Raw genomic sequence first — 24,752 nt, forward strand, 5'->3', positions numbered from 1 at the left:
CCCGATGCACATCAACCGTACTGTCTACCGTGAAGACCACGAAATGCTGCGTGAATCCGCGCGGCGTTTCTTCGAGCGTGAATGCCTGCCCAAGCAGGCGCAGTGGGACGCCGCTGGCCAGGTTGACCGGGAAACCTGGCTCAAGGCCGGTCGCCATAACCTGCTGTGCCTCACCGTACCGACCGAGTATGGCGGCGGTGGCGGTGACTTCGGGCATTCGGCGGTGTTGATCGAAGAGCTGTACCGCGCCGGCGTTTCGGGCTGGAGCCTAGGCGTACACTCCGACATCGTCGCGCCGTACATCGTGCGTCTGGGCACCGAAGAGCAAAAGCACAAATGGTTGCCGAAAATCTGCACCGGCGAAACCGTACTGGCCGTCGCGATGACCGAGCCTGGCACCGGTTCGGACCTCAAGGCGATCCGCACCACGGCTGTGCGTGACGGTGACGAGTGGGTGATCAACGGCAGCAAGACCTTCATCAGCAACGGCCTGACCTGCGACATGGTGGTGGTTGTCTGCAAGACCGACCCGAGTGCCGGTGCCAAGGGCTGCAGCCTGATCATGGTCGAGTGCGACCGTGAGGGTTTCCGCCGCGGACGCAAGTTGGAAAAGGTCGGCCAGCACGCCGCCGACACCGCCGAGCTGTTCTTCGACGATGTGCGCGTGCCGGTGGGCAACCTGCTCGGTGAAGAAAACAAAGGCTTCATGCACCTGATGGAAGAGCTGCCGCAGGAGCGCCTGGTGATCGCGCTGTACTGCGCCGCCAAACTCGAACGCCTGCTGGAGCAGACCGTCGAGTACGTGAAAGACCGCAAGGCGTTCAACCAGACCGTCTGGGACTTCCAGAATACCAAATTCAAGCTGGCCGACATCAAGGCCCAGGCCACGGCCGTGCGCCTGACCATCGACCACTACATCGGCGAGCACATGCGTCGTCGCCTGACGGTTCAGGAGTCGGCCATCGCCAAGCTCTACGCCACCGAAACCCTGTGCAAGTGCATCGACGACATGGTCCAGCTGCACGGCGGCTACGGCTACATGATGGAGTACCCGATCGCCCGCGCCTTCGTCGACATGCGCGTGACCCGCGTCTTCGGTGGCACCAGCGAAGTGCTGCGCGAACTGATCGCGCGCCAGTTGTGATCCTTTCCCCCTCATTTTTTCAGGTGACAGCATGAGCGAAAAAGTACTGGTAGCCGGTGTCGGCATGATCCCGTTCCGCAAGCCGAGCGAGAGCCCGACCTACGTGCAGATGGGCGCCGAAGCGGTGCGTCGCGCCCTGGCCGATGCGGGTATCGATTACAAGCTGGTGCAAGAGGCGTACGCCGGTTATGTCTATGGCGATTCCACGTGCGGCCAGACCGTGTTGTACGAAGTGGGCATGACCGGGATTCCGGTGGTCAACGTCAACAACAACTGCTCCACCGGTTCCACCGCGCTGTACCTGGCGCGCAAGGCCATCGAATCCGGTTCGGTCGACTGCGTCCTGGCGGTGGGTTTTGAACAAATGCAGGCCGGTGCGCTGAAATCCCATTGGGATGACCGTCCACCTACCCGCGAGCGTTTCCTGCCGATCCTGCGTGGGCTCACCGCCGATATGGACGGCATGGCCCAGGCTATCCGTACCTTTGGTGGTGCCGGGCGCGAGTACATCCAGAAATACGGCATGAAAATGGAAACCTTCGCCGCCGTGCGCGCCAAGGCCAGCCGTCATGCAGCTAACAACCCACTCGCCTTGTTTCGCAAGGTGCTCAGCGTCGAAGACGTGATGAACGACCCGGTGATTCTGCCGGGCGTCATGACCCGCCTGATGGCTTGCCCGCCAACCTGCGGTGGTGCCGCGGCGATCCTGGTTTCCGAGCGTTTTGCCAAAAAGCATGGCCTGCGCCGTGACGTGGAAATCGTTGCCCAGGCAATGACCACCGACACCCCTGAGTCCTTCAACTTCGAAAAGCCATCGATGCTCGATTGGGTCGGCACGCACATGACCCACGCGGCCGTCGGCCAGGTCTACGAGAAGGCCGGTGTCGGCCCGCAAGACATTGACGTCTGCGAACTGCACGACTGTTTCGCCCAGAACGAAGTGATCTGCTACGAGTCGCTGGGCTTCTGCCCTGAAGGCGGCGCGGAAAAATTCGTCATGGACGGTGACAACACCTACGGCGGGCAAATCGTCATCAACCCGTCCGGTGGCCTGCTGTCGAAGGGGCATCCGCTGGGTGCTACCGGTCTGGCGCAGTGCTATGAGCTGACCCAGCAACTGCGGGGCAACGCCGATCAGCGCCAGGTCGAAGGCGCACGCCTGGCGATGGCGCACAATCTGGGCCTGGGCGGCGCGTGTGTGGTGACGCTCTACGGCAAAGTCGACGGAGGTGGCCAGTGAGCAACCTGCTCGACGCCTTTCGTTTGACCACGCTACCGGAATACGCGGAAGCCTTTCGCAGCGAGGTCAAAACCTTTCTGGCAGCGCATCTGCCACGGGTTGCGGCCGATGTGCGGGCGCGCAGCTGGACCGGATTCGACGCCGCATTCAGCCGCGAACTGGCCCGGCGTGGCTGGGTCGGCCTGACCTTGCCGCAAGCCTATGGCGGTGCCGGGCTGGATGCGTTCAGCCGCTTTGTACTGGTCGAGGAATTGCTCTCGGCCGGTGCCCCGGTCGCCGCGCACTGGATCGCGGATCGCCAGAGCGGGCCGCTGATCCTGAAATTTGGCAGCGATGCACAGAAAGATTTCTACCTGCCGCGTATCTGCGCAGGCCAGGCGTTCTTCTGTATTGGCATGAGCGAGCCCAATTCGGGCTCCGACCTGGCCAGCGTGCGCAGTCGTGCCACCCGTTGCGAAGGTGGATGGCGCCTGAGCGGGCGCAAGATCTGGACCACCAACGCACACCATGCCAACTACATGATCGCCCTGGTGCGTACCAGCGGTGCGCCCGAAGACCGCCAGAACGGACTGTCGCAATTCATCATCGATCTCAAGCAGCCAGGTATCAGCATTCGCCCGATTGTCGACCTCGCCGGTGATGCGCATTTCTCCGAGGTGGCATTCGACGATGTGCTGCTCAGCGAAGACGCCTTGGTGGGCGAGGAGGGCAGCGGCTGGAAACAAGTCAACGCCGAACTGGCCTTCGAGCGCAGCGGGCCTGAGCGCTTCTACTCCAGTGTGGTGCTGCTTGATCTGTGGGCTGACACCCTGCGTCGCAACGGTGCAAGCGCCACCGAAACGGTATTGCTTGGCAGTTTCATCACGCAACTGACCAGCCTGCGCAACCTGTCGCTGGCGCTGACAGCCTTGCTCGCCCAGGGCGAAAGCCCGGTGGTGGAAGCAGCGTTGGTCAAGGACATCGGCACTGAATTCGAACAAGCGATTCCTGCGGCGATTGCCGCATCGATCAGCGCTGATCCGGAGGCGCCTATCGACGAGGAGTTGTACCGCACCGTCGCCTACCTGAATCAGGTCGCACCGACCTTCTCGTTACGCGGCGGCACCCGGGAAATCCTGCGCGGCATGATCGCCCGTGGCCTGGGCCTGCGTTGATATCGAATAGGAAAACATCGTCATGTTCACTGAAGCCATAGAGAAAATATTGACCGACTTGTGCACACCGGCACAGGTCCGCGCGGTTGAAAACGGTGACCGCGCCACCGCCTTGTGGCGTGAGCTGGAGGACGGAGGTTTTCTGGAGCTGTTGACGCCGGAAGTGGCCGGCGGAGCGGGGCTGTCGCTGGCAGCGGTGTTCCCGATTTTCCTCGCCTTTGGACGTTATGCCCTGCCGCTTCCGGTCGCCCAGAGCATTGCTGCCCGGGCGTTGATGCGTGACTGCCCGCAGGCGCCACCGAGCGGCATGCTGACCCTTGCCGGCACCGCTCATCGCGAGGCCGATGGCAGTGTGTCCGCCCCGCGTATGGCTTATGGCGCACTGGCCGACTTCGCGCTGGTGAATCTGGGCGGCGAACTGCGGTTGCTCGATTGCAGTCAGGCGCGACGCGTTTGTAGCGGCGTTCATGGCAGCCAGTGCGCCACGCTGTATTGGCCGCAGGATGCCGACGGTATCTCGCTGGGCGGCAACGGTGCCGAGGTTCGTCAGTTCAGCGCTGCCATTCATGCCGCGGCCATTGCCGGGGCGATGGAGAGGGCGCTCGACATGACGCTCGAGTACTGCAATGACCGGGTTCAGTTCGGCAAGGCCATTGGCAAGTTTCAGGCGGTGCAGCATCAGCTCAGCGTGATGGCCGAGCAGGTGGCGGCTTCCCGTATCGCTGCCGAGTTGGCTTTCACCGGCAATCGTTCGGTTCCCAATGCAATTGCCACAGCCATCGCCAAGGCCCGCACCAGCATGGCGGTGCCGCCAGTCACCGCCACGGCTCACGCACTGTTCGGCGCCATCGGCGTGACCGAGGAACTGGATCTGCAGCTGTTCACCCGCCGCTTGCACGAGTGGCGCGTCAGCGAAGGTTCGGAAGCTCACTGGAACGGTCTTGTCGGCCAGGCGCTGTTGGCGCAGCCACAGGTCGGCGCCAGTCAATTCGTGCGCAACGTCATCCAGTCACAACCCGCTTGAGGACTCCACCCATGAGCCATTTTTTGAAGTATGAACAAGAGGGGCATGTCGTCACGCTGACGATGAACGATCCCGAGCGGCGCAACCCGTTGACCGGTAACAGCGCTGTTCCCGAGTTCCTCGAAGCCATCGAGCGGATCGAGCGCGACAGCAGTGTTCGCGTCGTCATCATCACTGGTGCCGGCAGCGCCTTCTGTTCCGGTGGCAACGTGCGCGACATGGACCGCTACGCGCAAATGTCGGGCATGGAGTTGCGTCAGGAATACCGCACTGGCATCCAGCGGTTGCCACTGGCGCTGTTCAACCTGGAAGTGCCGGTTATCGCGGCGGTCAATGGCGCTGCCATCGGCGCAGGTCTCGACCTGGCCTGCATGTGCGATATCCGTGTGGCGTCCGAGCAGGCGAAGTTTGCCGAAAGCTTTGTCAAGTTGGGGATCATTCCCGGCGACGGTGGGGCGTGGTTGTTACCGCGCATCATCGGTTTGTCGCGAGCAACCGAATTGACCCTGACCGGACAAATGATCGACGCCCGCCAGGCCGAACAATGGAACCTGGTGTCCCGCGTCGTACCGGCCGAACAGCTGCTGGACAGTGCCCGGGAAATCGCCGCGGCCATTGCTGCCAATCCGCCCCATGCCGTGCGCCTGGCCAAGCGCCTGTTGCGCGAAGCCTTGCACACACGCCTCGACACGCTGCTGGAAATGTCCGCGACCTTCCAGGTGCTGTCGCACCAAACCTCGGATCACCGTGAAGCCGTGGCGGCGTTCATCGAGAAGCGACCCGCGACTTTCACAGGGTAAGTGTCACCGCGCGTAACGCTCGCTGAGCGCCTCTCGAACAGGGTCGTTACACCGCTAGAAAAACCGCAAAAAACGCGCCCTGCAAATCACCCATTCGGGTGTGAGGGCATCCCGGGAGCCTCGCTAGCATGGGGCTCTCAACACATCATCCTTAACCGGGGAAACCGCATGACAAAAACAACAATGCGCGGAGTCTTCCAGCCAAGTCTGCTGGCCGTAGCTGTAGTCGTTGCCACTTGCGCGAGCCATCAAGCTCACGCTGTCGATTTCAATATCGGGGAAATTGAAGGGAAGTTTGATTCGTCGCTGTCGATCGGTGCCAGTTGGTCCGCGGCAAACCCGGACAAACAGTTCATTTCCAACTTCAACTCCCAGGGCGTAACCGGAGGCGAGTCCGCCTCGCGCACCACCGATGACAACCGTTTGAACTTCAAGAAAGGTGAAACCTTCTCGAAGATCTTCAAGGGTGTGCATGACCTGGAGCTCAAATACGGCGACAGTGGTGCCTTCGTGCGCGGCAAGTATTGGTATGACTTCGAGTTGATGGACGAGAGCCGTCCGTTCTACGACATCAATGACAGCGGTCGTGATCGCGCGGCGAGATCGTCCGGGGCGATGTTCCTCGATAGCTTCGTGTACCACAACTACACCATCGGCGATCAGGTCGGCAACGTGCGCCTAGGCAAGCAAGTGGTGAGCTGGGGCGAGAGTACGTTCATCGGCAACTCGATCAACAGCATCAACCCGGTTGACGTCGCCGCCTTACGTCGTCCTGGCGCGGAAGTGAAGGAAGGCCTGATTCCGGTCAACTTGCTCTATGTGTCCCAGGGCCTGGCGGACAACATCACGGCGGAAGGTTTTTATCAGCTGCAGTGGGATAAATCGGTCGTCGACAACTGTGGCACGTTCTTCGGCAGCGATGGTGTGGCACAAGGTTGTGATGACCGTCTGGTGATCGCCGGTCAGGACCTGCCGCCCGGTGCAGCGAAAAACACAGGCAGTCTGGCCGCCATCGCAGCCGGTACCGATGACGCATTCATCCCGCGCCTGAACGACAACGATGCACGCAACAGCGGACAATATGGCCTGGCTTTGCGCTGGTATGTGCCGGAGGCCAACGACACTGAGTTCGGCGCCTACGCGATGAACTATCACAGCCGCAACCCCTACCTGAGCATCACCCAGATGAGCAACCCGGCCGGTGGCTTGGCCTCAGCGCGAAGTGCCCGTTACTTCATCGATTATCCGGAAGACATTCGCCTGTACGGCCTGAGCTTCCAGACCAACGTCGAAGGCGTGGCACTGGGTGGCGAAGTCAGTTACCGACCGAACATGCCGCTGCAGTTGAACACGGCTGACCTGTTGTCCGCCGCGACCTTCGGCGCGACCTCACCGCTGATCACCACCGGCTTCGCCGGGCGCAACCTGGGCGCCGAGGTCAATGGCTACAAACGTATGCCGGTGACCCAGGCGCAAGTGACCGCCACCCAGTTCTTCGATCAGGTGCTCGGCGCCAGCCGCCTGACGCTGGTGGGCGAAGTCGGTTACAACCACATCAGTGGCCTGGGCAAGACAGATGGCTCGGACCTGCGCTTCGGTCGCAGCCCTGCGTTTGGCTCCGGTGAATTGCCGGGTGTTGCCGGTGCAGCCACCTGTCGCGGTACCGCCCCGGGCACGCCGACGGCGAGCAACCCGGCGCAGGAATGCAACGACGATGGTTTCTACACCAGTAACAGCTGGGGCTATCGCCTGCGCGGCAAGCTGGATTACCAGAACGTGTTCGCCGGCATCAACCTGTCGCCCAACATCGCCTGGTCCCATGACGTCGAGGGTTATGGCCCGAACTTCGATGAAGGCTCAAAAGCCGTCAGCCTGGGTGTCGACGCCGATTACCAGAATACCTACACCGCCAGCCTGAGTTACACCAATTACTTCGGTGGCGATTTCAACACCAACGTCGACCGCGACTACGTCGCGCTCAGCTTCGGCGTGAATTTCTGATGCAACGTTGCCAGAGGATCCTGAACATGAACGCACGTATTATTCTGCGCGCTGGCGCACTGAGCCTGTCGTTGCTGGCCAGTAGCGTCATGGCCGCCGTCACTCCCCAGGAGGCTGCTCAGTTGGGCACTACGCTGACGCCCCTGGGCGCTCAGAAAGAAGGCAATGCCAACGGCAGCATTCCCGCCTGGACCGGTGGTCTGAAGCCCGGTGCGGCACCGCTCGACAATGGCTTCCTGGGCGATCCGTTCGCCGGCGAGAAGCCACAGGTCGTGATCACCGCGGCCAATGCCGAACAGTACAAGGACAAGCTGACACCGGGCCAGCTGGCGATGTTCAAACGCTACCCGGACAGCTACAAGATCCCGGTGTACAAGACCCAGCGCACGGCGGCTTCGCCACAGAATATCTATGACATCGCCAAGAAAAGTGCGGTGACCACCGAACTGACCCCTGACGGCAATGGCCTGCTGAACTTCGCGCAAACACGCTACTACCCGTTCCCGATTCCGAAGAACGGCGTCGAGGTTTACTGGAACCACACCAACCGTTATCGCGGCGGCAACATGGAGCGCCAGGCCGCCCAGGCTGCACCGCAGACCAACGGCTCGTACTCCATCGTCGAGTACGACGACAAGCTGGCGTTCCCGCAGCTGATGGAAGGCGTCGAGGCCGGGCAGGGCGACAACGTTCTGTACTACTACAAACAGGAAATCACCGCGCCTTCGCGCATGGCCGGCAGTGTGATCCTGATCCACGAGACCATCGACCAGGTCAAGGAGCCGCGCCTGGCGTGGGTCTACAACGCCGGTCAACGCCGCGTACGCCGTGCACCGCAAGTGGCTTACGACGGCCCGGGCAACGGTTCCGACGGCATGCGGACCGCCGACAACACCGACATGATGAACGGCGCGCCGGATCGCTATGACTGGAAACTGGTCGGCAAAAAGGAGCTGTTGATCCCGTACAACAACTATCGGTTGCAATCGCCGAAGCTCAAGTACGACGACATCATCAAGCCGGGGCATATCAACCAGGACCTGACCCGTTATGAATTGCACCGCGTGTGGCACGTGGAGGCGACCTTGAAGCCGGGCCAGCGTCATGTGTATGCCAAGCGTGACATGTACTTCGACGAAGACACCTGGCAGCTGGCCGAAGTCGATCACTACGATGGCCGTGGCCAGCTGTGGCGGGTCGCGGAAGGTTATGCGCTCAACGACTACGAGCGCGGCGCCTCCAACTTCGCCATGCTCGGCATCTACGACTTGATCGCTGGTCGCTACAACGTGCTGGCGATGACCAACCAGTCCAAGCATGCGACCACCTATGGCATGACCGCGAAGATGACCGACTTCACGCCATCGGCGCTGCGTAACGCCGGCATCCGCTGAGCCTTTGTCCTCGCTTGACCCAACGCCCTGTTCGCAGGGCGTTGTGCGTTCCGTCGGCTACCACCTGATGCGGGTGGCGCGCTTGCGACGGTCTCGCCCAATGATGGCATCCACACACCATCAACGAGGTCCGCCATGTTTGTGCCACGGCCGCATTTGTGCGACGTACTCAAGCGCGAGCAGCGCCGCTTGCAACTGCTTTGCGCCCCTGCCGGTTATGGAAAAACAGCGTTGTTGCGCGAGTATTTGCGCGACGTGGCTGCGCCCGGGCGGGTGGTCTGGTTGAGTCTTGGCGGACAAGCGCAGACGTTGGAATCCTTGGGCTTGAAGCTCGCTGATGCTCTGGGGTGGGTGGCGACTGATCCATCGCCTTCGCTGGCAAGCCAGCTCCTACAAGGCCTCGCGGACACCTGTAGGAGCTGCCTTGCCAGCGAAGAGTCCCTTTCAGGCAATAGATTATCAGCGATCTCGCCACTTCGATTGGTCTTCGATGATCTGCCGTCGCAAATGCCAAAGGATCTGAACCACTGGTTCGACCAGCTCCTGTCCCTCGACAACCCGCAATTGCAAGTGCTGGTCACCTGCCGCCAGCGCCCCGAATGGAACCTGCCGCAGCAGATGCTCAGAGGCGATTTGCTGGAGCTCGATGCCAGTCAACTGGCCCTGCGCCCTGATGAATTCGAGTCGCTGCTCAATCGGCTGGCGCCGACCGCCGATACCGCCACGCGGGAAACCCTGTGGCATCAAACAGGCGGCTGGTGCGCCGGGGTTCGTCTGCTGCCCACGGCATTGCTCGGACCCTACCTTGAACGTGAGCTGCTGTCGCGCCTGAGCGAAAAACAGTGTGAGGTCCTCTTCGGCCTGGCCCATTTGTCCAAGGCCAGCGTCGACCTCTGCGAGCAACTCTGGGAAGAGCAGCAGGGCGCCCGGGTGTTCAAGAGCCTGCTCGACGCCCAGGCGTTTCTCGTTCCGATCGACCATCAGCCCGGCTGGTTTCGCTTGTTGCCCGCCGTGGCGCAGTCGCTGCAACAGCGGTTGAGTGGCGCGCCGTTGAATCGCCTGCGCTTGCGCGCCTGCCAGTTGCTCAGTGTTTTGGGGCAAGTCGACGATGCGGTCGAGCAGGCGCTCAGTGCCGATCAGCCAGAGGTGGCCGCAAACTACATGGAGCGGTTGTGGCTGAGCTGGATCCTGAGCGAGCGCCATCTGGACCGCTTCATGGACTGGCGCGAACGCATCGAACCGCAATTGCTCCAGAGCAGTTCGCGGTTGATCTATTTGTGCGCCAAGGCGTTGCTGTTCAGTGGCCGTCTGGATGAAGCCGAGAAATGCCTGCAACGGCTCGGGCATTTTCTGCCACTGCCCGATCCCCACCGCAGTCAGCGTTTGTTGGCGAACTGGCAGGCGTTGTATGGGACTTTGCAGGCGTTGCGCGGCCACGCCGAACAGGCGCGCCTGCATTGCCATGCCGCCCTGCGTTACCTCACCGCACAAGACTGGCTGTCGGTGCTGCTGTGCCACTGCACCCTGGCGCGCATCGCCATGAACACCGGCGAGCTGAACGAAGCCCAGGTATTGCTGGAGCATTCCCTGGAGCTGGCGCGGCGCCAGGGCAGTCGGGAGGCCGAGGTGCTGGTGAACACTGACCGGGTGCGTTTGATGCTGCTTCAAGGACAGTCGGGATTGGCCCAATCGCTGTTGCGCACCGAGCTTGCGCAACTGACGGGCAGCAGGACCCAACCTTATCCACTGCTCGGTCGCTTGATGTTCCTGCAAGGCGAGTTGCTGTTGCAGCAAGGTCACCTCGAAAAAGCCCGGCAAGTGGTGCAGGACGGGCTTTTCCAAGTACGCGACTGCTGTGCGCCGTTCGTGCTCAACGCCTATTTGCTGTTGTCCGAGATGGCTTCGCGCAAGGATGAGGCTGAGCAGGCGCATCTGCTGCTGCACGAAGCCGAGCGGCGCATGCACTGGGGCAAGATCGACCGAGCGTGTTACCAGCGTCCGATCGCCCTGCAAAAAGCCCGCAACTTGTCCCGGGAATTCGAGGCCGACAGCGACAAATCCCCGGTGGCGCATGTCAGCGGCGTGCCGGATTACCAGGACGGCCTGACGCCCCGCGAAGTGTCGGTACTCAAGTTGCTGGCCGAAGGCTTGTCGGTGCGCGAAGTCGGCCATCGCCTGTTCATTTCGGTCAATACCGTCAAGACCCACGCCAAGAACATCAACGTCAAGCTCGGCGCCTGCCGTCGAACCCAGGCCATCAACAGTGCCAAGGCGATGGGCATCCTGGCCTGAACCGATCGGCTGAATACGCCACCCACCTGATCCGGGTGGCGGCGCGGCGCGACCGATGATCAACCATGCAGACAACCCCGACGCAAAGCTGCGCAATCGCGGTGGCGTCCAGATAACAACAAGAGAGGTATAGATGAGCGCCATCGAGAGTTGGACGAGCACGGACATCCGCACGGTTCTGGAAAAACAGCGGGCGGCCTTCCTGGCCAATGAGCCCTGGACCGCCGAGCAACGCGGTGAGCTGCTCGATCGGGCGATCAGCCTGCTGGTCAACCACGAACAGGAAATCATCGACGCCCTGACGGCGGACTTCGGCCATCGCAGCCCGGGGTTCTCCAAGGGCAGTGAAGTGCTCTCGCCACTGGCCACCCTCAAGCAGACCAAGGCCGAACTGGTCGAGTGGATGCGCCCGGAAAAACGTCAGGCCAGGGCTGGTGAAGCCTGGGTTCAGTACCAGCCGCTCGGTGTGGTCGGTATCGTGACGGCCTGGAACGTCCCCGGCTACATGGTGTTCAGCGGCCTCGCCGGCGCCTTGGCCGCCGGCAACCGGGTGATGATTAAACCCTCGGAATTCACCCCGCATACCTCGGCCCTGATCGCGCGGCTGATCCGCTCGGTCTACGCCGAAGACGAAGTGGCGGTGGTGCTGGGCGGTGCGGACGTCGGGCAGGCGTTTTGCGGCCAGCCGTTCGATCATCTGCTGTTCACGGGCGCTACCAGCATCGGCAAGCACGTGTTGCGCGCGGCGGCGGAAAACCTGGTGCCGGTGACCCTGGAACTGGGCGGCAAGTCGCCGACCATCATTTCCCGCACCGCGGACTTCAAGGATGCGGTGGCGAAGACCGTCGTCGGCAAGCTGCTCAACGCCGGCCAACTGTGCGTCGCGCCGGACTACGTGTTCGTGCCGCGGGAGTCGGTCGATACCTTCATCGCCATCGCCAAAGCGGTGGTCGCCGGCTTCTTGCCGACCCTCAAGGACAATCCTGACTACACCTCGATCATTAACAGCCGTCATTACGAACGCTTGCTGGGCTACCTGAGCGAAGCGCGCGAGGCCGGTGTCGAGCTGATCGAATTGAACGCGGCCGCAGAAGATTTCAGCGACAGCAAGCTCAACAAGATCGTGCCGACCCTGCTGCGCGACCCTGGCAACGAACTGCAAGTGATGCAGAACGAGATTTTCGGCCCGCTGCTGCCGATCAAACCTTACGACACCATCGCCGAGGTGATTGCCCAAATCAACGCGCGGCCGCGTCCGCTGGCCCTGTATTACTTCGGCAAAGACGCAGCGGAAGAAGCCCAGGTGCTGACCCGCACCTGTTCTGGCGGCGTAACCCTCAACGGTGTGTTGAGCCATGCCAGCACCGAAGGCCTGCCGTTCGGCGGCGTCGGCCAGAGCGGCATGGGTGCCTATCACGGCATCGATGGCTTCCGCACCTTCAGCCACGCCAAAGCTGTGCTGCGCAACGAGCCCAATCCGGCCTGAACCCCCATTCATTTTTGAGAGAACTGCCATGAAAGCTGCTGTATTCCACCAGGTTGGAGCCCCGCTGGTCATTGAAGAAGTGGGCATCAGCAAACCCGGCCCCCGTGAAGTGCTGATCCGCACCAAAGCGGTCGGTGTCTGCCATTCGGACCTGCATGTCATCGATGGTTCGTTCCCGTATCCAGGGCCGTTGGTACTGGGCCATGAAGCGGCCGGTGTGGTCGAGCAGGTCGGTTCCGAAGTGCGATCGGTCAAGCCGGGCGATCATGTGGTCACCTGCCTGACGGTGTTCTGCGGCCACTGCGATCACTGCGTGACCGGCCATCTGGCGCGCTGCGTGTCGCCGGAAACCAAGCGAGGCAAGGACGAAGAATCGCGCCTGACCTACGTGCAAAAGCCGATCCCTCAGTTCGTCAACCTGTCGGGCTTTGCCGAACAGATGCTGGTGCACGAAAACGCCTGTGTCGCGATTCGTCGCGATATGCCGCTGGACCGCGCGGCGCTGCTCGGTTGCGCTGTGACGACCGGCACCGGTGCGGTATTCAACACCGCCAAGGTGCGTCCGGGCGAAACCGTGGCGGTGATTGGCTGCGGCGGTATCGGACTGGCGGCCATCAACGGCGCAGCACTGGCCGGGGCAGGGCGGATCATCGCCATCGACATGCTCGATTCCAAACTGGAATTGGCCAGGCAGTTCGGCGCCACCGACCTGATCAACGGCAAGGATGGCGATGCCGCCAAACAAGTGATGGAACTGACCCGTGGCGGTGTGCACCACGCCTTCGAATGCATCGGCCTCAAGCAGACCGCCGAGCAAGCGTTCGCCATGTTGGCGCGCGGCGGCACCGCCACCGTGATCGGCATGCTCAAGCCCGGCCTGAAAATCGAGCTGGACCCGCTGCAACTGCTGCACGAACGCCGTATCCAGGGCTCGTTGATGGGCTCCAACCGCTTCCCGGTGGACATGCCGCGCCTGGTGGACTTCTACATGGCCGGCAAGCTCAAGCTCGACGAAATGATTTCCCAGCGCATCAAGCTGGAACAGATCAACGATGCGTTCGATGAGCTGCGTCGTGGCGAGCTGGCGCGCTCGGTGATCATTTTCGACGAATGAAACCTTTGAATTGCCTCTGACCCCTGTGGGAGCCATCACGCTCCTGCGGGGTTTTTCGCAGCATTCGAATAAGTGCCTGACCAAGGGTTTTTGGAGTTCATTGATGGATATTGATTTCACAGCGGACGAGCGCGCTTATCGCGAAGACGTCCGAGCCTGGTTGCGCGACCACCTGCCAACCGAATTCGCCAAGCGCATTTCCCAGGGCAAACGCTTGAGTAAAGAGCATCAAGTGCAATGGATGCAGACACTCAACCGCCAAGGCTGGCTGGCCCCTGGCTGGCCGGTGGAATACGGTGGCACGGGCTGGAGCGACGTGCAAAAGCACATTTTCGATGAAGAGTGCTTCGCCGCCGGAGCGCCGAAGGTGGTGTCGTTTGGGCTGAAGATGGTCGCCCCGGTCATCATCAAGTTCGGCACGGCCGAGCAGAAAGCAAGATTTCTACCGCGCATCCTCACCTGCGAAGACTGGTGGTGCCAGGGTTACTCCGAACCGGGCGCGGGCTCCGATTTGTCGTCATTGAAAACCCGCGCCGTACGCGAGGGCGATCACTATGTGGTCAACGGACAGAAGACCTGGACCACCTACGCGCACTATGCCGACTGGATGTTCTGTCTGGTACGTACCGACCCGGATGCCCGGCAGCAGCGCGGTATTTCCTTTCTGCTGCTGGACATGAAGACCCCAGGCATCACCGTGCGCCCGATCATCACCCTCGACGGCGAGCATGAAGTCAACGAAGTGTTCTTCGACAACGTGCGGGTGCCGGTGGCCAACCTGGTCGGCGAGGAAAACAAGGGGTGGACCTGCGCCAAGTATTTGCTGACTCACGAGCGCACCAGCATCGGTGGGATCGCACAGAACAAGGCGCTGCTCGGTCGTCTCAAACGCATCGCCAGTCAGGAAGTTCGCGACGGTCGGCCATTGATCGACGATCCGCTGTTCCGGGCACAGATCGCCGAAGTCGAGATGCAGTTGATGGCCGCTGAAATGAGCAGCCTGCGTACCCTGGCGGCGGTTCGCGATGGCGGCGTACCGGGCGCGGAGAGCTCGCTCCTGAAGATCAAGGGCACCGAAATTCGTCAGGCGATCACCTGGTTGATCAGCAAAGCCGTGGGCCCGTACGCCTTGCCGTTCATCGAGGACGAGCTGGGTTACGGCAACGAGGCGTTGCTATACACCGACTACAGCAGCGCGGCCACCTATCAGTATCTGGATGCGCGCAAGGCCTCGATCTACGGCGGGGCCAACGAGATCCAGAAGAACATCATCGCCAAAATGATTCTTGAACTGTAAGGGGTCGACCATGGATTTCAAACTGACAGAAGAGCAGCTGATGCTGCAAGACACTGCCGCCAGGTTGGTGCGTGATATCTACGGTTTCGAACAGCGCGAAGCATTCAGCCAGAGCGAGCCCGGTTTCAGCCGCGAGTTCATGCAGCAACTGGGAGACCTGGGCCTTTGCGCCGTGCCCTTCGCCGAGGCGTACGGCGGGTTTGGTGGCAGTGGCGTGGAGAACATGCTGGTCATGACCGAACTGGGCCGTGGCCTGTGCCTGGAACCTTATCTGCATTCGGTGATTTTCGCCGGTGGCCTGATCAGTCAATTGGGCACCGAAGCACAGAAGCAAACCCTGCTTGCGCAACTGGGCAGCGCCCGTTTGCAGATGGCGGTCGCCGTGGATGAGCCTCAGAGTCATTACCAGTTGCACGACGTGCAGACCACTGCCATAGCGGTAGCGGGAGGCTGGAAGCTCAACGGTCGCAAGTCGGTGGTCGTCGGTGGCCAGAGCGCCGGGCTGATTCTGGTCTCGGCGCGTACTGGTTATGGCTCGCGTGACGAGCAGGGCATCAGCCTGTTTCTGATCGATCCACAGCACAGCGGCGTGCGCCGCCGTACGTTCGCAACCATGGACGGACGCAAGGCCTGTGAGCTGTACCTCGATGAAGTGTTCGTCAAGTGCGACGCGGTTCTGGGCTCAGTGGGGCAGGCCCTGCCAGCGCTTCGTTACCAGCAGGGCCGCTGCATCGCGGCGCAATGCGCTGAAGCCGTGGGCAGCATGGAAGCCGTGTGCGCCTTGACCCTCGACTACCTGAAAACCCGCCAGCAATTTGGCCAGCCCATCGGCAAGTTCCAGGTGTTGCAACACCGCATAGTGGACATGCGCATGGAACTGGACCAGGCCACCTCCATGACACTGCTCGCGGCCTGTGTGGCCGATCAGGAAGGCAGTCACGAGCGCAGCCGCATCCTCGCGGCCGCCAAGTTCATTGTCTGCCGCGCCGCCCGCTTTGTCGCCGACCAAGGTATTCAGTTGCACGGTGGAATCGGCCTGACTTGGGAATACGTGCTGTCGCACCATGCCAAGCATCTGTTAATGATGGGCCGTCAGTTTGGCGATGACGACCACCATTTGCAGGCGTTTGCGAAGTTAATGCAGGTGACGTGACTCGTTGTGTACCGCTTGAGCATACTATGGGCGAGACTGCTTGCGATGAGTTAAGCGGCTACAACTGCCCATTGCATTCTCCACCAAGCTCGCCCAACAGTTCTTGTGAAGAGCGGTATTAAGAGAGCTTATGCAGGGTCCACAGTTGTTAGGCTTGAAGTGTGAATTGGAATCCATTACTTCCTTTATGATCAGCCGTTACTTGTGGCCAATGCTCTGGAGCAGTTGATACCATTCGTCAAATAAGCATCTTTGACGAACTTCGACTCAATGTCCACGCTTCGTGTGGCTCTTGCCACACGAAGCACCTAACCTTTCCCAAGGTAAGGGTAGGGGAGACATTACTAGGTGTTTGGATTAGCGAAAAAGATCGGGTCGGCTTACAGAGGATCATCATAATGAAATCAGAGTACGCCTTATCAAAAAACATACAGCGCACGATCACGCGAATCCAAGACAATTTCATGCGATTTCTTCCGAGGTCTGCGAGCTCCGACGGCAGGCATGCTCACGCGAGGCCGCGAAGAGCTAAAATGTCAAATGGAACTCATCGATGGAGTGCATGAGTTAAGTCCAATGTACTGAGTGGGGCAGCCCCGATTACTTCATGTGCTAAAGCCACGAAGAATCATTTTCGTGACTTTCTAGGTCCATGAATTCTCGAGAATATTTTTTAAGATGAATTTTTTGATTTTTAAGTGACGACACCCAGTAAGAAAGTTTTCAACGTGCGCCATGAAAGAATTCAAGGTTGACTGATTTCCGGCATTCCAGTTTATGTCAACCACACCAGTGGGCGTTTACCGCTCGGTGCTCAAAGTATTGGAAGGAGGGTGCTTTACCGACATAATCGGCGAAGCGCGAAGCGCGTGTTAAAATCGTAACCCTCAAAACAGTAGCATTGTGCGTAAAGCGGCCCACGTAGTGGACGCTATTACAAGGAAAAAGAAGAGGGCACTGCTGTTTCATCTAACCAACAGTCAAGTACGGTTAATATCACACTGAACTTAACTCAACTAAATAGCCGTTTAGTTGAGCTAGTAAATGATGTCACGTAAAGGTCGTTACGTTGCCATAGGCGATAGACCACTTTCAATAGCACATATCTCTCGTCAGACAGTGGTGTCAGGGCGCTTTGATGTAGTCCCCTTATCTCGCGGGTTGCCAAAAACTGGAAGTTACGACTGACGATAAGCGTATCCGTACCAAGCGGCAAATCCCGGAGTTCGAACAGTATTACAGAGCGTTGGAACACCAGGCGCGCCAGGCAAATCAAGGCGAACACGCAGGGTCAGAATTACTCTGTTAACTTGTTTTTTGACTTGTTAACCACCGTAGTTAACAAGTCAAAATTGTGGTTAACAACGGTACCGGATTGGCATTTTACTGAGCTTTTAATCTGCCAGATTCAGGAGAGTTTCCAGAGTGTTTGGCGGGAGGAAAGCTAGAAAGCCTTCAAACGCAAGGTGTTCACCGCCAAACCGTCAGTATTTGCAAGTAAATCCGGCGGCGCTTTTGCATGTGTGGCAGCCCTTGAAATCTGCGCACCAACCCACGCTGAACGCTTCAGATTTCACACAGCGACGTGTTTTCGGATGGGCTTGCCGCGTAAGTAATGCCGTAAACGAGCGAACTCGTCCCCAAAAAGCTCCTTTAATCAAACGAATAGGCGAATCCGCATACGGTGCGCAATCACGTTCATCAAGGGCGACATTTCTGGATTCGCCGCTCATGACGTAAAATCACGGACAATGACGGTCACAAAGGCTGCGCCAGAGCCTTCAGCGCGCTGATGATTGCCGGACAAGTGGCCTGTAAGCAAATCCGTGAACGTGAGGCGAAAGGCTCGATTTACACGATTACTTCCCATTTTTTTACACGATTACTTCTGAGAACTGATGACTTTTCTGATTTTTAAGTGACGACGACAAGAGCCCCCCAGACCCGTATAGAACGGTTCGCATAATGTATATTATGTTAAACCAGATGCCATGTTAGAAATGTTCATGATGTGTGGCCAGTAGCTAAAAAATTGTACGTTTTGAAAATTAAATGTGTAAACGTTGAAACCAAAGCGGAATTCTGTCGCATCACCGGAAACGATCCCTCTTCAACGTGTTGCTCCCGACAGCTCATGTGATACCAGAGATGTGGGCTGGCCACTGTCGGTATCAAAACGGAACGTTTAGAGGCTCGGCCGACGCAATCCCTCGTTTTTTCCCGTCCTGAAATGTCGAAACTAAAACGGAAAAATATTCCGACTCCAATCTCTGTCACACCTAACCCACTAAAATTCCTACTTTTCTTAAAAGCGCATTTTCTGCGTCTGGGCGTCTCTGTCGGAGCCAAAACGGAAAAATATTGCGCCTCGCGATGCGTTCGGCCTCCCGGATTGCCAAATCTGCTGACTTAGCTACATTGGTGCCGGTGCATCGTTCCAAACGGCCCCCTTCAAGGACGTAAAGGTGTTCCCGAGATCAATCCTCACAAACCGTGGTGAAACCGCACATCGTGCAGAAGCCGATGAGCGCTCCACATCCCAAGCGACCCTGATCTTGGGCTACCTGGCCTTGTTCCCAGCCGAAACAGGTGCAGTCGAAACCTACGAGCATTTTTGCCGCTATGCCGATAGCCTTCCTCCCTCTATACGCAGTAAATCTCGCATCGTGGTTTTCCTAGAAAAATTTGTCCTCTGGGCGATTTGCATCGCAAGGAAGCCACTGAGCGAATTTTCCGCACCGGATCTCAGGGCATTCAGCTCCTTCTGCGCGCGGCCACCGGTGGCTTGGATTGGCGGCCGGAATGAAAGGTTTGTCATCGATAAAGGTACCGAACGCCATAACGAGGACTGGAAGCCATTCTTACAGTCGATAGCAGATCCGGCACGTGGATACGTGACTAACCGATTCTTCAAGTATTTAAGCTCGGACTTGGGTGTACAGCCCAGGCTATCGAGCTCCGAGTTTTATAAAGCACCGCGAGCGCCGTTCAGTGGCCAGGATGACTCCCAAGCCCAACAGTACCTTCAATACCTCGCAAACCTGACGCCAGCGAGCAAGGTTTCTGAGCGTAGTTTGTTCGTGTTTTCGGTCTGCTATCACCTTCGCCTCAGCTTTAAAGAGTGGCGCTCAGAGCGCAGTCACTTTTCAATGGCGTGCTTTTCATCGATGGGTTCCAGCGATCCGCACTTCACCATGCGAGGTGATATGCGAGACTACAACATCGCGATACCCCAGGCCCTCATAGACTCGATAATCAGATACAGGAATGGTCTGGGCTTGAGCTCCATACCTTCCTCGGACGATGGCGATCCAATACTCACGGAAGCCTTACTCGACAAACTGATGTGGAGACTGCCCAAAATGCCCGGATTGGGAAGCTCTCCTAGCGAACTACTTGATCGAGCAGTGGGTTTTCGTATCAGTCAGCTTGATACACCTGCACCCGCTCCCTCAGGAAGCGAAAGCTCGCGCCAGTACCGATTGAGTTGGGAGCGTAAGCAGGTTTCGAAAGCACGTAGGGCCGTCCATCACCAAGATTCTGCGGATCTGGACACGGGTTATCTTACTCAGGAGCGCCCGCCTCCATTATTTGGTATGCAACAAAGAGAAGTGCTCCTTTTTTCAACGACTCAGGGGCAAGCGTATGTATCAAGGTGTTTTCCAGCTAATTGCTGCAAGATAGCACTGGAATCTTTAGAGATACTTCGGGCATACCGATCATGTAGTGCGGATCGGTTAAAACTGGTGGCGCTTGAGAAACTGCTACTGTGGTCAGTGTGTGTCAAACATAAAAGCTTCTACTCGTTGACCCCGCTTGATGCTCGGGAGTTTTACGAGTTTTGTCTCGCACCGCCTTCGAGCTGGACTGGTAATTATCCGCAGACAAGGCTGGGCGTCGGAGATCCGGGCGTACTGCCAAATCCGGATTGGACTCCGTTCCGAATCTCTGGCAGCGATAAAGAAAGTGGTATTCGGGCAGGCCGAATCATGGACTGGTGCGATAACGTTTATAATTCGTTATTGGTGATTGAATCGGTCAAGCTTAATATTTTTTCTGGCCTGCTGGACTAGGCCTGCAGGATAGCTAAAAGAGTCGTGCAAGACGTCCATCGGTAGTGGATGACCGGATAAGTCCCCTCCTCAGCCCCTGCCATCACGCTGATAGAACGCACTCAGGCGCTCATCGTATTCAGCGAGCACACGCCCTCCTCGCCGGCGGCCGAGTAGGTTTCGTGATGAAGAACAGCGCTCTGAGGCAATCTCGACTTCACCTTTACCGGCCGTTCATTCGGTCGGTAACCAAGCGCATAGCCCGAATACTGGATAGGCCTGGGGGCAATTCCAGCTCTTTGGCAACGCCCTCGATGTCGTTGCGGATTGCACCGATGTACACACTACCGAGGCCGAGCGATTCAAGTGCTACCACGGCATTCTGGGCGGCCAGGGCTGCGGCAATCGTCCCCATCAACAGGCTTTCCAGGTAAGGAAGTGCAATTCGTGAAACCCTGGAGAGGTCAGCAAGCCACACGACGAACAGCGGCGCGTGGCGAATGCAGGCCTGATTACCTGCAAGGGCCGATAACCGATTCTTGCGCTCGCCAGCCTGAACAGCCACGACATCCAAAACTTGCAGATTCGAGGAGGTAGAAGCCGACTGCGCGGCTGCGACGAGCGTCTCGATCGTGCCTTCAGGCAGCGGCTGGTCAGTGAAGGCGCGAACACTTCGATGGTCGAGTAATTGATCGAGGGTGTCGTTCTATCGCTTGAGCGGCGTGATATCTGGCGCACTGCAGCTGGCCGCCAGTTTCGGCCGCGCGGTTGCTTCACGTGATATCTCTAGAGAAGATCGAGACTACCAAATCATGCCCCTCGCGACACACCTACCCTCGTACTTCGGATTTTCCTTTTTGTGCTTCTCCTCGACCGATTGGATCTTGGAAATCCGCACCATGAACTCCTTCAACGGCCCAGGGTTATGCGGCTCCATGACGTTCTTCACTTCATGGGCATGAAACACTGACAGGCCAGAGGCCTGCATTATCGTTTCGGATTCATCGCCGGCGAGTACGCCGTCAAAGTCGAATGCGATACGCAGGGTTTTGTCAGCTTCGTCGTCTTCGAACTTTGAGTCGAGCACCTGCCCAGCCGGATAACCCGCCTTGATCGCAGCCTCCACATCTTTTTTGTCTCCAGACAAAAACAAAGCGATGTTCAGTGCTGGTATGTATTCGTAAGGTGATTTTCCTTGCATGAAAATTGCCCTAGTCATCCCCAGTCCGTAGTGCTCGATTGTCTTCAGTACGCGTAGCCCGGTGTCAGGATCATTTCGCGAAAGAAGAATCACCTCTACAAGCGGATCTTCAGAATCAACACTCAGGTCATTCACCGACAGCAAACGCTTGATGAAGGGAAACGCTATCCCCTTAGGAAGCGGTACGTGGAGGTTTTCTTGCTGAAACTTTCGGTACTCCTCCTCTCCCTGGCGCTGAAACACCGCATCCGACGCCACCAGGTCAAACACCGCGCTGGAAGCCACGCCTATTACCAAACGGTTTTCTAGTGTGCTGTTCTCGAAATAACTTACTCTATTTGCACGGTCTCAAGCGCCTCGCGAGCCCGTTGGATTTTGCTCAATATCTCCTCTCCCTTTGCGTTCCAAACGTACCGGGTCGGCTGAGCATTTCGTAGTGCCATGAACGTTGTTATCGAGCCCTCCAGTTCGCGCACCGAGGCAAAACTACCGTCTCGTAGATACACCGTAATGTCTCGAAAAAACCGTTCGACCATGTTCATCCACGAACTGGACGTCGGTGTGAAGTGCATATGGAAACGTGGGTGCTTTGCCAACCAGGCTTTCACGGCGGCGTGCTTGTGCGTCGCATAGTTATCGACGATCAGATGAAGCTGGAGATGCTTGGGTGTCTGCTTGTTGATCTTCTTGAGGAAGGCCAACCACTCTTGATGCCGGTGTTGACGTTCGATGCTGCTGATCAGTTTTCCCTGTAGATAATCCAGCGCTGCGAATAATGTAACCGTGCCGTGGCGCGTGTAATCATGGGATTTTGTCTGGATGTGACCTATGCCCAGAGGTAATCCAGGCTGCGTGCGCTCCAAGGCCTGAACCTGGCTTTTTTCATCGCAACACAGCACCAATGCCTTGTCCGGCGGGGCTAGGTAAAGGCCGATAACATCCCAGAATTTCTGTTCGAACTGCGGGTCGTTAGAGAGCTTGAAGTTGCGAGTCAGGTGAGGCTTCAAGTCATTGGCAGCCCATAACTTATGGACGGTAGTCGAGGAGATACCGGCAGCCCTCGCCATGCTCCGACAGCTCCAGCGTGGCTCTCCAATGCGGGGTTTCGTGACCTGCTCCAAGACGCGGCGGACAGTATCAGCAGGCAGAGGTGACTTGCGTCCACGACCTGGTTTATCAGTCAAACCGGCGAGTCGAAGCAACTGAAAACGTTGGCACCAGGTGGTGACTGTGGGAAGAGAAAACCCGGTCAGTCGTGCAATCTCTTCTCGGGTTTCACCCTGTGCTGCCAACAGGACAATGCGTGCTCTGCGGCCTTCGCGTTGGGGAATGGTGGCGGAGCGAATGCGGCGGTTCAGTTCTGCCTTTTCTTCGGGGCTAAGCGTAATGTCCAGTGCGCTCACCTGAAACTCTCCGAGGGAGGAATGACACCTGAAGTGTAGGTGAAAAATTAGAAAAAATATTTCGCGAACAGCACACTAGGTCATAGGGCATTCTTATCACTCAACTAAAAATCAGGTTTACCAGGGTTAAGTCAATCTGCGTCATTCAAGCAGCCTCTCGCTAACGCGCAGGATTTAAGTATTTGCTTGTATATATAACACTTGATGCTTGTCAATCGAAAGTCTCTTGCAAAGTAAAAATCTACCATGCTAGCTTGTTCATATAACAATAAAAAAGGAGTTATGCAATGGAGTCTTATTCCATTCACGTTGAACATTCAGAAAATACCAAAATGGCTTTTGTGATCTTTAATGACTTAGGTGAAGTTCCGCAGTCAGTGCGTGAGTGCAAATTCCAAACGATCGGATGGATATTATATGTGTTCGACAAAATGCGGGCGCTCGTAGACGAGTGGGACGAAATTGTCCATGAAAGCAACGTTTCCGATGCGTTGATAAATCTGGCGTCATTGGACTGGGAGACTGCGCGTGCGCTTGTGCGAGCTGAAACCTGGCGGGAGCGTTTCAACCTTATTTGGCCGCTATTGAACTATCAAGACCAAGCACTTGCACTGGGGTATGACTATGACGACGAGGAAAATAAAAATTATTGGCCTGGCTTTGACTCGTTCAACATGATATTTCACGATTTTATGCGGAAATCTCCACTCCGGAATCGTAGAAAAGCATGCACCGAAGCGAACTGCTAATAAAATGAGGATCTGATCATGCCTACCTCCTCCATCGATGTTCGTCTATTACAAACCAATACTGGACGTGTGCTAGAAACAGAGCACACCACAGAAAAAAAAGAGTCGATCGCACGTTCGATTTTCCAAGGCATCGGCTTGCTCTATCACATGGCCGAGGCAGTTGCCCTCCGCCAACCTAACTATGCTCACGTTGCGATTGCGTTTTTCAATTCGCGACTGTACGGGTTAGGAGGAAAACTTGATATAGGAGATGTGTTGCTCTCTGCGGAAACCTGGACAGATCGAATGTATTGCGCTTGGGTCATTATCGACAAAAAATCTAGGGCAGAGGCGTTAAAACTAGACTATGGGAAGTTCCAGAACTATTGGCCAACACTTGATTTTTGCGCTAAGGGTTGGGAGTTACAGGTAGAAGAATGGATGAACAGCCCAGATTAACTGGATCGGCATCAGATAGAAGCCCATAAAGCCAGGTTGAAATCTAATGACCTCCGATTGCGCTTGAATGCAACCAGTGCCTCAAGCGCCTGCGCAAAGCTCATGCCCTCCCTTCCCTTTTGGATAATAAAATCCGCATCGAAGGTCGCAGGGCCATCAGCGGTAAAATCCGGATAACCCGCCGCCGCTGATTTGCGCGCATTATCGATCACTGATTGCAACCCTTCGCGCTCTGCTAGCGTTTTTCCTGATTTTTTCATTTGATGGTTACCTAGAACCTAGGGCTCCGATCCTCTCCTGACTCGACAATAACCCCTGCAGGAAATGCACGTCACCAGCCGCGTTCAAAAGCTGCAATCCTTGGATCGACGCGCCGTTCTACTCTGACGTTACCTGCGAAGCCCAGCCAACGCATGCATCAACCGCGGGTATACTCTTGCTATCGCACAAAAAATCGCTAGAACAGAGAGCTTTCGGCCAACAACAATGGGTCTCAAGGGAGTCAGAAAATGAATTACGTCGAGTTGGTTCAACACCAGGCCGAGCAAGTTTTTGGCAACAAAGCGAAAGCGGATGTTTGGCTGAGCCAACCGAAAAGCACCTTCGATGGAAGCACACCATTGGGGGTCGCTCTCACTGAAGCGGGCTACGAACTCGTAAAAGCTGAGCTTGAGAGAATCAGCCACGGATTTGTCTGCTAATGCGAGCCCCTCCTCCAAAGCCTCGAACTCAACATGATTGTTTTTGATCTCAACACAAACAATGCCGAAGCCCTGCTCCGACATGTCGAAGAGTTCAGACCGGCGC

The 24,752-nt window shown here is 57.6% G+C and carries 19 protein-coding genes and 1 pseudogene; 16 read left to right on the top strand and 4 right to left on the bottom strand.

Features of this window, described 5'->3' with window-relative positions; all coding sequences use genetic code 11:
* Nucleotides 1–4 precede the first annotated feature (4 nt).
* From ACNYC6_RS30020 to ACNYC6_RS30080, 13 genes are all read left to right on the top strand, one after another.
* Entirely contained in the window at nt 5–1,144 is a 1,140-nt protein-coding gene (locus ACNYC6_RS30020; RefSeq protein ID WP_419713041.1) for an acyl-CoA dehydrogenase family protein, read from the top strand.
* A gap of 31 nt (nt 1,145–1,175) precedes the next feature.
* A complete protein-coding gene (locus ACNYC6_RS30025) occupies nt 1,176–2,384 on the top strand; it encodes a lipid-transfer protein (RefSeq protein WP_419710482.1) in 1,209 nt (402 codons plus the stop codon).
* Nucleotides 2,381–3,538, top strand: coding sequence for an acyl-CoA dehydrogenase family protein (locus tag ACNYC6_RS30030; protein ID WP_419710483.1), 1,158 nt, complete (start codon nt 2,381–2,383; stop codon nt 3,536–3,538). The genes ACNYC6_RS30025 and ACNYC6_RS30030 overlap by 4 nt, the downstream gene beginning before the upstream one ends.
* 22 nt (nt 3,539–3,560) lie before the next feature.
* Nucleotides 3,561–4,562, top strand: coding sequence for an acyl-CoA dehydrogenase family protein (locus ACNYC6_RS30035; RefSeq protein ID WP_419710484.1), 1,002 nt, complete (start codon nt 3,561–3,563; stop codon nt 4,560–4,562).
* A gap of 11 nt (nt 4,563–4,573) precedes the next feature.
* A complete protein-coding gene (locus tag ACNYC6_RS30040) occupies nt 4,574–5,362 on the top strand; it encodes a crotonase/enoyl-CoA hydratase family protein (RefSeq protein ID WP_419710485.1) in 789 nt (262 codons plus the stop codon).
* 168 nt (nt 5,363–5,530) lie between these two features.
* Entirely contained in the window at nt 5,531–7,363 is a 1,833-nt protein-coding gene (locus ACNYC6_RS30045) for a DUF1302 domain-containing protein (RefSeq protein ID WP_419710486.1), read from the top strand.
* A 26-nt stretch (nt 7,364–7,389) separates the two neighbouring features.
* On the top strand, nt 7,390–8,757 hold the full coding sequence (locus ACNYC6_RS30050; RefSeq protein WP_419710487.1) for a DUF1329 domain-containing protein: 1,368 nt from the start codon (nt 7,390–7,392) through the stop codon (nt 8,755–8,757).
* A gap of 135 nt (nt 8,758–8,892) precedes the next feature.
* Nucleotides 8,893–11,049, top strand: coding sequence for a LuxR C-terminal-related transcriptional regulator (locus tag ACNYC6_RS30055; RefSeq protein ID WP_419710488.1), 2,157 nt, complete (start codon nt 8,893–8,895; stop codon nt 11,047–11,049).
* A gap of 133 nt (nt 11,050–11,182) precedes the next feature.
* Nucleotides 11,183–12,535, top strand: a complete 1,353-nt coding sequence (locus ACNYC6_RS30060) for a coniferyl aldehyde dehydrogenase (RefSeq protein ID WP_419710489.1) — start codon at nt 11,183–11,185, stop codon at nt 12,533–12,535.
* 28 nt (nt 12,536–12,563) lie between these two features.
* A complete protein-coding gene (locus tag ACNYC6_RS30065) occupies nt 12,564–13,649 on the top strand; it encodes a Zn-dependent alcohol dehydrogenase (protein WP_247254938.1) in 1,086 nt (361 codons plus the stop codon).
* Between the two features lie 103 nt (nt 13,650–13,752).
* Nucleotides 13,753–14,946: an acyl-CoA dehydrogenase family protein gene (locus ACNYC6_RS30070; protein WP_419710490.1), complete on the top strand. Its 1,194-nt coding sequence runs from the start codon at nt 13,753–13,755 to the stop codon at nt 14,944–14,946.
* A 10-nt stretch (nt 14,947–14,956) separates the two neighbouring features.
* The gene (locus ACNYC6_RS30075; RefSeq protein WP_419710491.1) at nt 14,957–16,099 is read left to right on the top strand and encodes an acyl-CoA dehydrogenase family protein; all 1,143 of its coding nucleotides are present in this window, start codon (nt 14,957–14,959) and stop codon (nt 16,097–16,099) included.
* A gap of 2,555 nt (nt 16,100–18,654) precedes the next feature.
* Nucleotides 18,655–20,172, top strand: a complete 1,518-nt coding sequence (locus ACNYC6_RS30080; protein WP_419710492.1) for a hypothetical protein — start codon at nt 18,655–18,657, stop codon at nt 20,170–20,172.
* A gap of 202 nt (nt 20,173–20,374) precedes the next feature.
* Here ACNYC6_RS30080 and ACNYC6_RS30085 read toward each other — a convergent pair whose 3' ends face one another.
* From ACNYC6_RS30085 to ACNYC6_RS30095, 3 genes and pseudogenes are all read right to left on the bottom strand, one after another.
* Nucleotides 20,375–20,797, bottom strand: a complete 423-nt coding sequence (locus tag ACNYC6_RS30085) for a nitroreductase family protein (RefSeq protein ID WP_419713042.1) — start codon at nt 20,795–20,797, stop codon at nt 20,375–20,377.
* A 183-nt stretch (nt 20,798–20,980) separates the two neighbouring features.
* A pseudogene (locus ACNYC6_RS30090) lies at nt 20,981–21,649 on the bottom strand (5'-nucleotidase); the annotation flags it as partial.
* Nucleotides 21,650–21,681: 32 nt separating this feature from the next.
* On the bottom strand, nt 21,682–22,755 hold the full coding sequence (locus ACNYC6_RS30095) for an IS630 family transposase (RefSeq protein WP_419710493.1): 1,074 nt from the start codon (nt 22,753–22,755) through the stop codon (nt 21,682–21,684).
* A 287-nt stretch (nt 22,756–23,042) separates the two neighbouring features.
* Between ACNYC6_RS30095 and ACNYC6_RS30100 the strand changes: the two genes are divergently transcribed.
* The gene (locus tag ACNYC6_RS30100) at nt 23,043–23,504 is read left to right on the top strand and encodes a hypothetical protein (RefSeq protein ID WP_419710494.1); all 462 of its coding nucleotides are present in this window, start codon (nt 23,043–23,045) and stop codon (nt 23,502–23,504) included.
* Nucleotides 23,505–23,522: 18 nt separating this feature from the next.
* On the top strand, nt 23,523–23,945 hold the full coding sequence (locus ACNYC6_RS30105; protein ID WP_419710495.1) for a hypothetical protein: 423 nt from the start codon (nt 23,523–23,525) through the stop codon (nt 23,943–23,945).
* An 11-nt stretch (nt 23,946–23,956) separates the two neighbouring features.
* On the opposite strand, the gene ACNYC6_RS30110 is transcribed toward ACNYC6_RS30105, so the two are convergent.
* Nucleotides 23,957–24,205: a hypothetical protein gene (locus ACNYC6_RS30110; RefSeq protein WP_419710496.1), complete on the bottom strand. Its 249-nt coding sequence runs from the start codon at nt 24,203–24,205 to the stop codon at nt 23,957–23,959.
* A gap of 249 nt (nt 24,206–24,454) precedes the next feature.
* Between ACNYC6_RS30110 and ACNYC6_RS30115 the strand changes: the two genes are divergently transcribed.
* Nucleotides 24,455–24,646, top strand: coding sequence for an antitoxin Xre/MbcA/ParS toxin-binding domain-containing protein (locus tag ACNYC6_RS30115; protein WP_419710497.1), 192 nt, complete (start codon nt 24,455–24,457; stop codon nt 24,644–24,646).
* Nucleotides 24,647–24,752: the final 106 nt, after the last annotated feature.

Source organism: Pseudomonas sp. NFX224 (genome assembly GCF_048565165.1).
Taxonomy (GTDB): domain Bacteria; phylum Pseudomonadota; class Gammaproteobacteria; order Pseudomonadales; family Pseudomonadaceae; genus Aquipseudomonas.

What these genes read in the sequence shown, in the direction of transcription:
- ACNYC6_RS30045 (WP_419710486.1), top strand. Translation starts at nt 5,531, where the DNA reads ATGACAAAAACAACAATGCGCGGAGTCTTCCAGCCAAGTCTGCTGGCC.
- ACNYC6_RS30070 (WP_419710490.1), top strand. Translation starts at nt 13,753, where the DNA reads ATGGATATTGATTTCACAGCGGACGAGCGCGCTTATCGCGAAGACGTC.
- ACNYC6_RS30115 (WP_419710497.1), top strand. Translation starts at nt 24,455, where the DNA reads ATGAATTACGTCGAGTTGGTTCAACACCAGGCCGAGCAAGTTTTTGGC.
- ACNYC6_RS30055 (WP_419710488.1), top strand. Translation starts at nt 8,893, where the DNA reads ATGTTTGTGCCACGGCCGCATTTGTGCGACGTACTCAAGCGCGAGCAG.
- ACNYC6_RS30035 (WP_419710484.1), top strand. Translation starts at nt 3,561, where the DNA reads ATGTTCACTGAAGCCATAGAGAAAATATTGACCGACTTGTGCACACCG.
- ACNYC6_RS30020 (WP_419713041.1), top strand. Translation starts at nt 5, where the DNA reads ATGCACATCAACCGTACTGTCTACCGTGAAGACCACGAAATGCTGCGT.
- ACNYC6_RS30050 (WP_419710487.1), top strand. Translation starts at nt 7,390, where the DNA reads ATGAACGCACGTATTATTCTGCGCGCTGGCGCACTGAGCCTGTCGTTG.
- ACNYC6_RS30100 (WP_419710494.1), top strand. Translation starts at nt 23,043, where the DNA reads ATGGAGTCTTATTCCATTCACGTTGAACATTCAGAAAATACCAAAATG.
- ACNYC6_RS30065 (WP_247254938.1), top strand. Translation starts at nt 12,564, where the DNA reads ATGAAAGCTGCTGTATTCCACCAGGTTGGAGCCCCGCTGGTCATTGAA.
- ACNYC6_RS30060 (WP_419710489.1), top strand. Translation starts at nt 11,183, where the DNA reads ATGAGCGCCATCGAGAGTTGGACGAGCACGGACATCCGCACGGTTCTG.
- ACNYC6_RS30105 (WP_419710495.1), top strand. Translation starts at nt 23,523, where the DNA reads ATGCCTACCTCCTCCATCGATGTTCGTCTATTACAAACCAATACTGGA.
- ACNYC6_RS30025 (WP_419710482.1), top strand. Translation starts at nt 1,176, where the DNA reads ATGAGCGAAAAAGTACTGGTAGCCGGTGTCGGCATGATCCCGTTCCGC.
- ACNYC6_RS30040 (WP_419710485.1), top strand. Translation starts at nt 4,574, where the DNA reads ATGAGCCATTTTTTGAAGTATGAACAAGAGGGGCATGTCGTCACGCTG.
- ACNYC6_RS30075 (WP_419710491.1), top strand. Translation starts at nt 14,957, where the DNA reads ATGGATTTCAAACTGACAGAAGAGCAGCTGATGCTGCAAGACACTGCC.
- ACNYC6_RS30110 (WP_419710496.1), bottom strand. Translation starts at nt 24,205, where the DNA reads ATGAAAAAATCAGGAAAAACGCTAGCAGAGCGCGAAGGGTTGCAATCA.